12 protein-coding genes are annotated in these 11,869 nt (G+C 71.2%); all 12 read left to right on the plus strand.

Going from position 1 to position 11,869, the window contains the following annotated elements; all coding sequences use genetic code 11:
* Positions 1–3 precede the first annotated feature (3 nt).
* Positions 4–876 (plus strand): glycosyltransferase family 2 protein, encoded by an 873-nt coding sequence (locus ACFW48_RS17805; protein ID WP_386315650.1) that lies wholly within the window; start codon positions 4–6, stop codon positions 874–876.
* A 94-nt stretch (positions 877–970) separates the two neighbouring features.
* Positions 971–1,900 (plus strand): ABC transporter permease, encoded by a 930-nt coding sequence (locus ACFW48_RS17810; RefSeq protein WP_386315652.1) that lies wholly within the window; start codon positions 971–973, stop codon positions 1,898–1,900.
* Complete coding sequence (locus tag ACFW48_RS17815; protein WP_386315654.1) at positions 1,893–2,681, plus strand: ABC transporter ATP-binding protein; 789 nt, start codon at positions 1,893–1,895, stop codon at positions 2,679–2,681. Before ACFW48_RS17810 ends, ACFW48_RS17815 begins: the two co-directional genes overlap by 8 nt.
* Positions 2,682–3,040: 359 nt before the next feature.
* A complete protein-coding gene (hpnC, locus tag ACFW48_RS17820) occupies positions 3,041–3,943 on the plus strand; it encodes a squalene synthase HpnC (protein ID WP_386315656.1) in 903 nt (300 codons plus the stop codon).
* Entirely contained in the window at positions 3,940–4,890 is a 951-nt protein-coding gene (hpnD, locus tag ACFW48_RS17825; protein WP_386315658.1) for a presqualene diphosphate synthase HpnD, read from the plus strand. Before hpnC ends, hpnD begins: the two co-directional genes overlap by 4 nt.
* On the plus strand, positions 4,890–5,048 hold the full coding sequence (locus tag ACFW48_RS17830) for a DUF6380 family protein (protein WP_386315660.1): 159 nt from the start codon (positions 4,890–4,892) through the stop codon (positions 5,046–5,048). The genes hpnD and ACFW48_RS17830 overlap by 1 nt, the downstream gene beginning before the upstream one ends.
* Complete coding sequence (hpnE, locus tag ACFW48_RS17835; protein ID WP_386315662.1) at positions 5,045–6,481, plus strand: hydroxysqualene dehydroxylase HpnE; 1,437 nt, start codon at positions 5,045–5,047, stop codon at positions 6,479–6,481. The genes ACFW48_RS17830 and hpnE overlap by 4 nt, the downstream gene beginning before the upstream one ends.
* Positions 6,482–6,549: 68 nt before the next feature.
* Positions 6,550–7,614 carry a polyprenyl synthetase family protein gene (locus ACFW48_RS17840; protein WP_386315698.1) on the plus strand — a complete coding sequence of 355 codons (1,065 nt, stop codon included), beginning with the start codon at positions 6,550–6,552 and terminating at the stop codon, positions 7,612–7,614.
* Between the two features lie 117 nt (positions 7,615–7,731).
* Complete coding sequence (gene shc, locus ACFW48_RS17845) at positions 7,732–9,795, plus strand: squalene--hopene cyclase (RefSeq protein ID WP_386315664.1); 2,064 nt, start codon at positions 7,732–7,734, stop codon at positions 9,793–9,795.
* Complete coding sequence (locus ACFW48_RS17850) at positions 9,795–10,436, plus strand: 1-hydroxy-2-methyl-2-butenyl 4-diphosphate reductase (RefSeq protein WP_310869937.1); 642 nt, start codon at positions 9,795–9,797, stop codon at positions 10,434–10,436. The genes shc and ACFW48_RS17850 overlap by 1 nt, the downstream gene beginning before the upstream one ends.
* Positions 10,437–10,441: 5 nt before the next feature.
* Entirely contained in the window at positions 10,442–11,464 is a 1,023-nt protein-coding gene (gene hpnH / locus ACFW48_RS17855) for an adenosyl-hopene transferase HpnH (protein WP_386315666.1), read from the plus strand.
* Between the two features lie 4 nt (positions 11,465–11,468).
* Positions 11,469–11,869: flavodoxin-dependent (E)-4-hydroxy-3-methylbut-2-enyl-diphosphate synthase (locus ACFW48_RS17860; RefSeq protein ID WP_386315668.1), on the plus strand; the 401-nt coding region annotated here is incomplete at its 3' end.

The raw sequence follows: 11,869 nt of genomic DNA on the forward strand, positions 1-11,869 counted from the left end.
GCCATGAAGGTCGGCGCCGTCGTCATCACGATGGGCAACCGCCCCGAGGAGCTGCGCGCTCTGCTCGACTCGGTCGCGAAGCAGGACGGCGACCGGGTCGAGGTGGTCGTGGTCGGCAACGGCTCGCCCGTCCCCGAGGTGCCGGACGGCGTCCGCACGGTCGAGCTGCCCGAGAACCTGGGCATCCCCGGCGGCCGCAACGTCGGCATCGAGGCCTTCGGCCCCGGCGGCAGTGACGTCGACATCCTGCTCTTCCTCGACGACGACGGCCTGCTCGCCCGCACCGACACCGCCGAGTTGTGCCGCCGGGCCTTCGCGGCCGACGACGAGCTGGGCATCATCAGCTTCCGCATCGCCGACCCGGACACCGGCGAGACCCAGCGCCGGCACGTCCCGCGGCTGCGCGCCTCCGACCCGATGCGCTCCTCCCGGGTGACCACCTTCCTCGGTGGCGCCAACGCCGTCCGCACCCGCGTCCTCACCCAGGTCGGCGGCCTGCCGGACGCGTTCTTCTACGCACACGAGGAGACCGACCTGGCCTGGCGGGCGCTGGACGCGGGCTGGATGATCGACTACCGGTCCGACATGGTGCTGAACCACCCCACGACCGCGCCCTCGCGGCACGCGGTCTACCACCGCATGGTCGCCCGCAACCGCGTCTGGCTCGCCCGCCGCAACCTCCCCGCGCTCCTCGTCCCGGTCTACCTCGGGGTGTGGATGCTGCTCACGCTGCTGCGCCGCCCTTCACGACCTGCCCTGAAGGCCTGGTTCGGCGGCTTCCGCGAGGGGTGGGCCACCCCCTGCGGCCCTCGCCGGCCCATGAGGTGGCGTACGGTGTGGCGGCTGACCCGGCTGGGCCGGCCTCCCGTGATCTGACAAGCTCGTATCCGAGAGCGTCCCGGCCCGAACCGGGCCACCAGGTCCATGCCAGGCCCGCGCGGCCGGGCATTCCGAAGGAAAGTTTCCACCAGTGAGTGAGACAACGCACGACGGCACGGTCGCCATGACCAAGCCCGTGTCGCCCGACGAGGGCCTCACACCGGCCCGGCTGGCCGCCAAGTACGGGCTGTCCGTGAGTGGTGCCCGGCCGTCCCTCGGCGAGTACGTCCGTCAACTCTGGGGGCGGCGGCACTTCATCCTCGCCTTCTCCCAGGCGAAGCTGACCGCCCAGTACAGCCAGGCCAAGCTCGGCCAGCTCTGGCAGGTGGCCACCCCGCTGCTGAACGCGCTCGTCTACTTCATGATCTTCGGCCTGATCCTGAACGCGGGCCGGGGCATGGACAAGGAGGTGTACATCCCGTTCCTGGTGACGGGTGTGTTCGTCTTCACCTTCACGCAGTCCTCGGCGATGGCGGGTGTACGCGCGATCTCCGGCAACCTCGGCCTGGTGCGGGCGCTGCACTTCCCGCGCGCCTCGCTCCCGATCTCGTTCGCGCTGCAACAGCTCCAGCAGCTGCTGGCCTCGATGATCGTGATGTTCGCGGTGGTGATCGGCTTCGGCAGCTACCCCTCGCTGTCCTGGCTGCTGGTCGTGCCGGCGCTGGTCCTGCAGTTCCTCTTCAACATGGGGCTGGCGCTGATCGTGGCCCGGATGGGGGCGAAGACGCCGGACCTGGCCCAGCTGATGCCGTTCGTCATGCGGACCTGGATGTACGCGTCGGGCGTCATGTTCTCCATCCCGATCATGCTGGAGGACCAGCCGGCCTGGCTGGCCGACGTGCTCCAGTGGAACCCGGCCGCCGTCTACATGGACCTGATCCGCTTCGCGCTGATCGACGGCTACGGCTCCGAGAACCTGCCGCCGCACGTGTGGGCGGTCGCGCTCGGCTGGGCCGTGGTCCTCGCCGTGGGCGGCTTCGTGTACTTCTGGAAGGCGGAGGAGAGGTACGGCCGTGGCTGAGCAGCAGCAGGGCGAGCGGGTGCCGACGGTCATCGCGGACGAACTGCACATCGTCTACCGCGTCAACGGCGCCAAGACCGGCAAGGGCAGCGCGACCGCCGCCCTGAGCCGGATGATCAGGCGGGGCTCCGACGACGAGGCGCGGGGCGTGCGCAAGGTGCACGCCGTGCGGGGCGTCTCCTTCACCGCCTACCGGGGCGAGGCCATCGGCCTGATCGGTTCCAACGGTTCCGGCAAGTCGACCCTGCTGCGGGCCATCGCCGGCCTGCTGCCCGCCGAGCGGGGCAAGGTCTACACCGACGGCCAGCCCTCCCTGCTCGGGGTGAACGCGGCCCTGATGAACGACCTGACCGGCGAGCGGAACGTCATCCTCGGCGGACTGGCCATGGGCATGTCCCGCGAGCAGATCAGGGAGCGCTACCAGGACATCGTCGACTTCTCCGGGATCAACGACAAGGGCGACTTCATCACCCTGCCGATGCGCACCTACTCCTCCGGCATGGCCGCCCGCCTGCGGTTCTCCATCGCCGCCGCCAAGGACCACGACGTCCTGATGATCGACGAGGCGCTGGCCACCGGCGACCGCAAGTTCCAGACGCGCTCCGAGGAGCGCATCCGGGAGCTGAAGAAGGAGGCCGGCACCGTCTTCCTGGTCAGCCACAACAACAAGTCCATCCGCGACACCTGCAACCGCGTGCTGTGGCTGGAACGCGGCGAGCTGCGCATGGACGGACCGACCGAAGAGGTGCTCAAGGAGTACGAGAAGTTCACGGGCAAGTAGCCCGACACGCCGGGGCCGCGCGGGAACTGTTCCCGCGCGGCCCCGCGTCTGCAAAGGAAACGTCAACTCCTGGCGTTCTCAGGAATCTTGAAGCCGATCGGTGTGTTCTTGTGATGCGCGGAGGACCCCGGCGGACCTCTGTGAGTTGTACAACGTAAGCTGTACCGGTCCCGAAACGCGGCACATGGGGCGATAATGCCCGACACCCTCGAGCGGGCCTGTCGCGCGGGCGGTCGGGCGGCGTGTCCGAAATAGTGTGCGTTGGGTCGGCAGTGTAGAACGGGAGATGTGACGGCAATGGCTACGGAAACTCCCCACCTCCGCGAAGCGTGCGCCGTCGCCGCCCAGGGCAGTCCGCGATGACGGTGACCGAAACGACGCACGCCGTCGACCCGGAGCGCGGCACCCTCGCCAAGGCAGCGGACGAGAACTTCCCCGTGGCCCCCTTCTTCCTGCCGCGCGACTGGCGCACCGACCTCATGGCCGTGTACGGCTTCGCCCGCCTCGTCGACGACATCGGTGACGGCGACCTGGCCCCCGGCGGCGCCGACGCCCGCCTCCTCGGTGTCCCCGCCGACCGCGCCGAAGACCGGTTGCTGATGCTGGACGCCTTCGAGGACGACCTGCGCAGGGTCTTCGACGGCACCCCCCGCCACCCCTTGCTGCGCCGCCTCCAGCCGACCGTGCGCCGCCGCTCGCTGACCCCCGGGCCCTTCCTCGGCCTGATCGCCGCCAACCGCCAGGACCAGCTGGTCGGGCGGTACGAGACCTACGACGACCTCCTGGCCTACTGCGAGCTGTCCGCCAACCCGGTCGGCCGGCTCGTCCTCGCCGTCACCGGGACCTCGACGCCCGAGCGGATCCGCCGCTCCGACGCGATCTGCACCGCCCTGCAGATCGTCGAGCACCTCCAGGACGTCGCCGAGGACCTGGGCCGCGACCGTGTCTACCTCCCCGCCGAGGACATGAAGCGCTTCCACGTCCAGGAGACGGACCTCGCCGCACCCACCGCCGGCGCGCCGGTACGCGCCCTGGTCGCGTACGAAGCCGGGCGCGCCCGCGATCTGCTGCATGAGGGCGCCCCCCTGGTGGGTAGCGTCCACGGCAGGCTGCGCCTGCTGCTCGCGGGATTCGTGGCGGGAGGAAGGGCGGCCCTCCGGGCGATCGCCGCCGCCGATCACGACGTACTTCCCGGCCCGCCCAAGCCCGGCAAGGTCCAGTTGCTGCGCGAGGTGGGCGTGACCCTGCGAGGAGAGGGGTGATCGGGACCGTGGAGTCGTCAGCGCACGCGTCGGCACCGGTGCTCGCCGCTTACAGCTACTGCGAGGCCGTCACCGGACAGCAGGCCCGCAACTTCGCCTACGGCATCCGGCTGCTGCCGACGCCCAAGCGCCGGGCGATGTCGGCGCTGTACGCGTTCTCGCGCCGCGTCGACGACATCGGCGACGGGGTGCTGGCGGACGACGTCAAGGTCGCCAGGCTCGAGGAGACCCGAGCCGTGCTCGCCCGCATCCACGAGGGCGCGGTCGACGAGGACGACACCGACCCGGTCGCCGTCGCCCTCGCCCACGCCTCGCGTGCCTTCCCGATCCCGCTCGGCGGTCTCGACGAGCTGATCGACGGCGTCCAGATGGACCTGCGGGGCGAGACCTACGAGACCTGGGACGACCTGAAGGTCTACTGCCGCTGCGTGGCGGGCGCCATCGGACGCCTCTCACTCGGCGTGTTCGGTACGGAACCGGGGGCGCGCGGCGCCGAGCGCGCGCCGGAGTATGCCGACACGCTCGGACTCGCGCTTCAGCTCACCAACATCCTGCGGGACGTCCGTGAGGACGCCGAGGGCGGGCGGACCTACCTGCCCGCCGACGACCTGGCCAAGTTCGGCTGTTCGGCCGGGTTCAGCGGACCGACGCCACCCGAGGGCTCCGACTTCGCGGGCCTCGTGCACTTCGAAGTGCGTCGGGCCCGCGCCCTCTTCGCCGAGGGCTACCGGCTGCTGCCCATGCTCGACCGGCGCAGCGGCGCCTGCGTGGCCGCCATGGCCGGCATCTACCGCCGCCTCCTGGACCGCATCGAGCGCGATCCGGAGGCCGTGCTGCGCGGGCGGGTATCGCTCCCCGGACGCGAGAAGGCGTACGTCGCCGTGCGCGGCCTGTCCGGTCTTGACGCCCGGCACGTCACCCGGCGGGCCGTCAGGAGGCGCGCCTGATGGACACATCCGGCACACTCGACACTCCGGACCCGGGCGGTGCCTGCGGCGAAGAACGGCGGTCAACCCTCCGGTGGCGGTCGGCGTCCCTGACTGAGACGGTCTGCCGTACGCCGTTCAAGCACCGCGGCGACCGGACAGGGAAGGGCGCACCATGACGCACGGTAACGGCACGCGTGACGGCGGGCAGCTCGCGGACGTTTCAGCCCTCCGCCCCGGCGGACACGCCGTCGTGGTCGGTGGCGGGCTCGCCGGAGTCACCGCCGCGCTCGCGCTCGCCGACGCCGGAGTGCGCGTCACCCTGGTCGAAGGGCGGCCGCGCCTGGGCGGGCTCGCCTTCTCCTTCCGGCGCGGCGACCTCACCGTCGACAACGGCCAGCACGTGTACCTGCGCTGCTGCACCGCCTACCGCTGGTTCCTCGACCGTATCGGGGGGACGGCGCTCGCTCCCGTGCAGGACCGTCTCGACGTGCCCGTTCTCGACCTGGCCAGGCCGGAGGGACGGCGGCTCGGCAGACTGCGGCGCGACGCGCTGCCCGTACCCCTGCATCTGGGGCGGAGCCTCGCCACGTATCCGCATCTCTCGCTCGCCGAGCGCGCGAGTGTCGGGCGTGCCGCGCTCGCGCTCAAAGGGCTCGACCTCGCCGATCCGGCCCTGGACACCCAGGACTTCGGCAGCTGGCTGACCAGGCACGGTCAGTCGGCGCGTGCCGTCGAGGCCCTGTGGGACCTGGTCGGCGTCGCCACCCTCAACGCGGCCGCGGGCGACGCCTCCCTGGGGCTCGCCGCGATGGTGTTCAAGACCGGTCTGCTGTCCGACCCGGGCGCGGCCGACATCGGCTGGGCCCGCGTCCCGCTGGGTGAACTGCACGACCGGCTGGCCCGCAGGGCGCTCGACTCCGCGGGCGTCCGTACCGAGGTCCGTACACGCGTCACCTCCGTCTGTGTGAACGAGAACGGCGGCTGGAGCGTTCAGGTTCCCGACGAGACGCTCGAGGCGGACGCGGTCGTCCTCGCCGTGCCGCAGCGCGAGGCGCACGACCTGCTGCCCGCCGGTGCCCTCGACGCCCCCGGAAATCTTCTGGAGATCGGCACCGCGCCGATCCTCAACGTCCACGTGATCTACGACCGCAAGGTGCTCGCCACGCCGTTCCTCACGGCTCTCGGCACCCCGGTCCAGTGGGTGTTCGACCGCACCGAGGCCTCCGGACTGAAGGAGGGTCAGTACCTGGCGCTGTCGCAGTCGACCGCGCAGAACGAGATCGACGAGCCCGTGGCCGCGTTGCGCGAGCGGTACCTGCCCGAGCTGGAGCGGTTGCTGCCCCGCACCCGGGGTGCCGAGGTCAAGGACTTCTTCGTGACCAGGGAGCGCACCGCGACCTTCGCTCCCGCCCCCGGCGTCGGACGGCTCCGGCCCGGCGCCCGTACCAAGGCACCCGGCCTCTACCTGGCCGGAGCGTGGACCGCCACAGGGTGGCCCGCGACCATGGAGAGTGCGGTTCGCAGCGGTGTCGGGGCGGCGGGCGCCGCGCTCGGCGCCCTGGGCCGGTCCCGCGGCCTCCTTCCCGATTTCTTCGAGGAGGCGGCGTGAAAGCCGATCCGCGTGGGACCGACTCCCGCACTCCCGGTACCGCAACTGGAGGAAAGACTGTGCCCACTGTGCCCCCGGCCCCGAAGGCCGCTCCGAGGACCACGGTGGACGTGACCGCGCTCCTGGAGCGCGGCCGGACCCTGTCCACGCCGGTCCTGCGGGCGGCCGTCGACCGCCTGGCACCGCCCATGGACACCGTCGCCGCCTACCACTTCGGCTGGATCGACGCCCAGGGCAATCCCGCGGACGGCGACGGCGGCAAGGCCGTCCGCCCCGCGCTCGCGGTGCTCTCCGCCGAGGTCACCGGTGCCGCGCCCGAGGTCGGCGTGCCCGGAGCGGTGGCCGTGGAGCTGGTGCACAACTTCTCCCTCCTGCACGACGACCTGATGGACGGCGACGAGCAGCGCCGCCACCGCGACACGGTCTGGAAGGTGCACGGCCCCGCCCAGGCCATCCTCGTCGGCGACGCGCTGTTCGCGCTGGCGGGCGAGGTGCTCCTGGAATTGGGCACCGTCGAGGCCGGCCGCGCCACCCGCCGCCTCACCAGCGCCACCCGCGCCCTCATCGACGGCCAGGCCCAGGACATCTCCTACGAGCACCGCGACCGCGTCAGCGTCGAGGAGTGCCTGGAGATGGAGGGCAACAAGACCGGCGCCCTGCTCGCCTCCGCCAGCTCCATCGGCGCGGTGCTCGGCGGCGCCGACGAGCACACCGCCGACACGCTGGAGAAGTACGGCTACCACCTCGGCCTCGCCTTCCAGGCCGTCGACGACCTCCTCGGCATCTGGGGCGACCCGGAGTCCACCGGCAAGCAGACCTGGAGCGACCTGCGCCAGCGCAAGAAGTCCCTCCCGGTCGTGGCCGCCCTCGCGGCGGGCGGCCCCGCCTCCGAGCGGCTCGGCGAGATCCTCGCCGCCGACGCCAAGACCAGCGACTTCGCGAACTTCTCCGAGGAGGAGTTCGCGGCCCGCGCCGCCCTCATCGAGGAAGCGGGCGGGCGGGAATGGACCGCCGACGAGGCACGCCGTCAGCACACCATCGCCATCGAAGCCCTCGGCGCCGTGGACATGCCCGACCGGGTGCGGGACCGGTTCACGGCGCTCGCGGACTTCGTCGTCGTACGAAAGAGATGATCACTATCGGTCGAATAGCCCTCGCGTAGTCGCCGGCCGGTGTCGTGGGAAGACGAGCACCGGCCGACGGCGGACCCACAGCAGAAGCACCACTTGTTACTGCACGAAGGGGAAGCCATGACAGCGACGACCGACGGAAGCACCGGGGCCACCCTGAAGCCCCTCGCAGCCGCGGCCAGCGAAACCGACATCACGATCCCCGCGACGGCGGCCGGGGTACCAGAAGCCGCCGCACGCGCCACCCGGCGCGCCACGGACTTCCTGCTCTCCCGGCAGGACGCCCAGGGCTGGTGGAAGGGCGACCTCGAGACGAACGTCACGATGGACGCCGAGGACCTGCTCCTCCGCCAGTTCCTGGGCATCCTGGACGACGAGACCACACACGCCGCCGCCCTCTTCATCCGTGGCGAGCAGCGCGAGGACGGCACCTGGGCCACCTTCTACGGCGGCCCCGGCGACCTGTCCGCCACCATCGAGGCCTACGTCGCCCTCCGCCTGGCCGGTGACGCGCCCGACGCGCCGCACATGGCCAGGGCGTCGGAGTGGATCCGCTCCCGGGGCGGCATCGCCTCCGCCCGCGTCTTCACCCGGATCTGGCTCGCCCTGTTCGGCTGGTGGAAGTGGGACGACCTGCCCGAACTCCCGCCGGAGCTCATCTACTTCCCCACCTGGGTGCCGCTCAACATCTACGACTTCGGCTGCTGGGCCCGGCAGACCATCGTGCCGCTGACCATCGTCTCCGCGAAGCGGCCGGTACGTCCCGCGCCCTTCCCGCTCGACGAGCTGCACACCGACCCGGCGCTCCCCAACCCTCCACGGCCCCCGGCACCGGCGGCGAGCTGGGACGGCGTCTTCCAGCGCCTCGACAAGGCACTGCACGCCTACCGCAAGGTCGCCCCGCGCCGGCTGCGCCGGGCCGCGATGAACACGGCCGCCCGCTGGATCATCGAGCGGCAGGAGAACGACGGCTGCTGGGGCGGCATCCAGCCGCCGGCCGTGTACTCGGTCATCGCGCTGTACCTGCTCGGCTACGACCTCGAACACCCCGTGATGCGCGCGGGCCTGGAGTCGCTGGACCGCTTCGCCGTGTGGCGCGAGGACGGGGCCCGGATGATCGAGGCCTGCCAGTCCCCGGTGTGGGACACCTGCCTGGCCACCATCGCGCTGGCCGACGCCGGAGTGCCCGCCGATCACCCGCAGTTGGTGAAGGCCGCGGACTGGATGCTCGGCGAGCAGATCGTGCGTCCGGGCGACTGGTCGGTGAAGCGGCCCGGACTCCCGCCCGGCGGCTGGGCGTTCGAGTTCCACAACGACAACTACCCCGACATCGACGACACCGCCGAGGTGGTGCTCGCCCTGCGCCGGGTCAGCCACCACGACCCGGAACGGGTCGAGAAGGCGATCGGCCGCGGCGTGCGCTGGAACCTCGGCATGCAGTCGAAGAACGGCGCCTGGGGCGCGTTCGACGTCGACAACACCAGCTCCTTCCCCAACCGGCTGCCGTTCTGCGACTTCGGCGAGGTCATCGACCCGCCGTCGGCCGACGTCACCGCGCACGTCGTCGAGATGCTCGCCGTGGAGGGCCTCGCCCACGACCCGCGCACCCGGCGCGGCATCCAGTGGCTGCTGGACGAACAGGAGGCGGACGGTTCGTGGTTCGGCCGCTGGGGCGTCAACTACGTCTACGGCACCGGCTCCGTCGTTCCCGCCCTGACCGCCGCCGGACTTCCCGCCTCGCACCCGGCCATCCGCCGCGCGGTGACCTGGCTGGAGTCCGTCCAGAACGACGACGGCGGCTGGGGCGAGGACCTCCGCTCCTACCGGTACGTCAGGGAGTGGAGCGGCCGGGGCGCCTCGACCGCCTCGCAGACGGCCTGGGCGCTGATGGCCCTGCTGGCGGCGGGGGAGCGGGAGTCCAAGGCCGTCGAACGCGGCATCGAGTGGCTGGCCGCCACCCAGCGGGAGGACGGTTCCTGGGACGAGCCCTACTTCACCGGGACCGGCTTCCCCTGGGACTTCTCCATCAACTACCACCTCTACCGGCAGGTCTTCCCGCTCACCGCGCTTGGCAGGTACGTGCACGGCGACCCCTTCGCGAAGAAGCCGCACGCGGCGGCGGTCATCGCCCCCGCCGAGCAGCCCTCGACCGAGACGTCCGCGGCCGAGGTGAAGGGCAGCTGATGAACCGACAGTCCGGCCCGTCCCCGCTGCTGATCGCCTGCGCGCTCGGCATCGAGCACCTCGCCCTGCGCACCGGCGACCGCGGCGGCGCCGGCGGGCCGGTCACCGTCCTGCGTACGGGCATGGGCCCGAAGGCGGCCGAGCGCTCGGTCGCCCGGGTCCTGGCCGACCCGGCGCTCGACGGCGCCGCCGTGCTGGCCACCGGCTTCTGCGCGGGCCTCGCCCCCGGCATGCACCCCGGCGACCTGGTCGTCGCCGAGGAGACCCGGGACCCGCGCGGCACCGTCGCCGGCGTCGGGACGGACCGGCTCGTCAAGGAACTCGCACGTGCCGTGCCGGGGCGCACCGTCCACACCGGGCCGCTGACCGGCTCGGACCATGTCGTCCGGGGCCCCGAACGCGCCGACCTGCTCGCGACCGGCGCGATCGCCGTCGACATGGAGTCCGCGGCCACGCTCCTGAGCGCCGTCCGGGCGGGCGCGCGCCCGGTTGCGGCCGTCCGAGTGGTCGTGGACGCTCCAGAACACGAACTCGTCCGGATCGGCACGGTGCGCGGTGGAATATCGGCTTTCCGCGTCCTTCGATCCGTTCTTCCCGCATTCTTCGAATGGCACCGTTCTTTGCTGCTCCCCCGGAGGTGAGCCAGATGGCCATGCCGCTGCGCCAGTCCATCAAGGTCGCTACATACCTGGCCGAACAGAAGATTCGCCGACGGGACAAGTTCCCGCTCATCGTGGAGTTGGAGCCGCTCTTTGCCTGCAACCTCAAGTGCGAGGGGTGCGGCAAGATCCAGCACCCGGCCGGAGTGCTGAAGCAGCGCATGCCGGTCGCGCAGGCCGTGGGGGCGGTGCTCGAATCGGGAGCGCCGATGGTCTCCATCGCCGGCGGCGAACCATTGATGCACCCTCAGATCGACGAGATCGTCCGCCAGTTGGTGGCCAAGCGGAAATACGTCTTCCTCTGCACCAACGCGCTGCTCATGCGCAAGAAGATGGACAAGTTCAAGCCCTCGCCGTACTTCGCCTTCGCGGTGCACATCGACGGGCTGCGGGAGCGGCACGACGAGTCCGTGGCGAAGGAGGGGGTGTTCGACGAGGCCGTGGAGGCCATCAAGGAGGCCAAGCGGCGCGGCTTCCGGGTGACCACCAACTCGACCTTCTTCAACACCGACACCCCGCAGACCATCGTCGAGGTGCTCAACTTCCTCAACGACGACCTCCAGGTCGACGAGATGATGATCTCGCCCGCCTACGCCTACGAGAAGGCGCCCGACCAGGAGCACTTCCTGGGCGTGGAGCAGACCCGCGAGCTGTTCAAGAAGGCCTTCTCGGGCGGCAACCGGGCCCGCTGGCGGCTCAACCACTCCCCGCTGTTCCTCGATTTCCTGGAGGGCAAGGTCGACTTCCCGTGCACCGCGTGGGCGATCCCGAACTACTCACTCTTCGGCTGGCAGCGCCCCTGCTACCTGATGAGCGACGGGTACGTCCCGACGTACCGGGAGCTGATCGAGGACACCGACTGGGGCAAGTACGGCCGCGGCAAGGACCCGCGCTGCGCCAACTGCATGGCGCACTGCGGCTACGAGCCCACCGCCGTCCTGGCCACCATGGGCTCCCTCAAGGAGTCCCTGCGTGCCATGCGCGAGACCGTCTCCTCGAACCGGGACTGACGTCGTGACCGCCATCTCCCTGGGCGTCCCCGAGGTACCGGTCCGGCCGATCGCCGAGCGACGCGTGTCGCGACGGATCCAGGTCGGGCCGGTACCGGTCGGGGGCGGATCCCCGGTGTCGGTGCAGTCCATGACCACGACCCGTACGTCCGACATCGGGGCGACGCTCCAGCAGATCGCCGAGCTGACGGCGTCCGGCTGCCAGATCGTCCGTGTGGCCTGCCCGACGCAGGACGACGCCGACGCCCTGGCCGTGATCGCGAGGAAGTCGCAGATCCCGGTGATCGCGGACATCCACTTCCAGCCCAAGTACGTCTTCGCCGCGATCGAGGCGGGCTGCGCGGCGGTCCGCGTGAACCCCGGCAACATCAAGCAGTTCGACGACAAGGTCAAGGAGATCGCCAA

The sequence above is a fragment of the Streptomyces sp. NPDC058812 genome (genome assembly GCF_042744565.1).
Lineage (GTDB): Bacteria > Actinomycetota > Actinomycetes > Streptomycetales > Streptomycetaceae > Streptomyces > Streptomyces thinghirensis.

Bases quoted from the DNA above. Each gene is read 5' to 3' on its own strand.
- ACFW48_RS17805 (WP_386315650.1), top strand. From the start codon at position 4: ATGAAGGTCGGCGCCGTCGTCATCACGATGGGCAACCGCCCCGAGGAG.
- hpnC (WP_386315656.1), top strand. From the start codon at position 3,041: ATGACGGTGACCGAAACGACGCACGCCGTCGACCCGGAGCGCGGCACC.
- ACFW48_RS17830 (WP_386315660.1), top strand. From the start codon at position 4,890: ATGGACACATCCGGCACACTCGACACTCCGGACCCGGGCGGTGCCTGC.
- hpnE (WP_386315662.1), top strand. From the start codon at position 5,045: ATGACGCACGGTAACGGCACGCGTGACGGCGGGCAGCTCGCGGACGTT.
- shc (WP_386315664.1), top strand. From the start codon at position 7,732: ATGACAGCGACGACCGACGGAAGCACCGGGGCCACCCTGAAGCCCCTC.
- ACFW48_RS17850 (WP_310869937.1), top strand. From the start codon at position 9,795: ATGAACCGACAGTCCGGCCCGTCCCCGCTGCTGATCGCCTGCGCGCTC.
- hpnH (WP_386315666.1), top strand. From the start codon at position 10,442: ATGGCCATGCCGCTGCGCCAGTCCATCAAGGTCGCTACATACCTGGCC.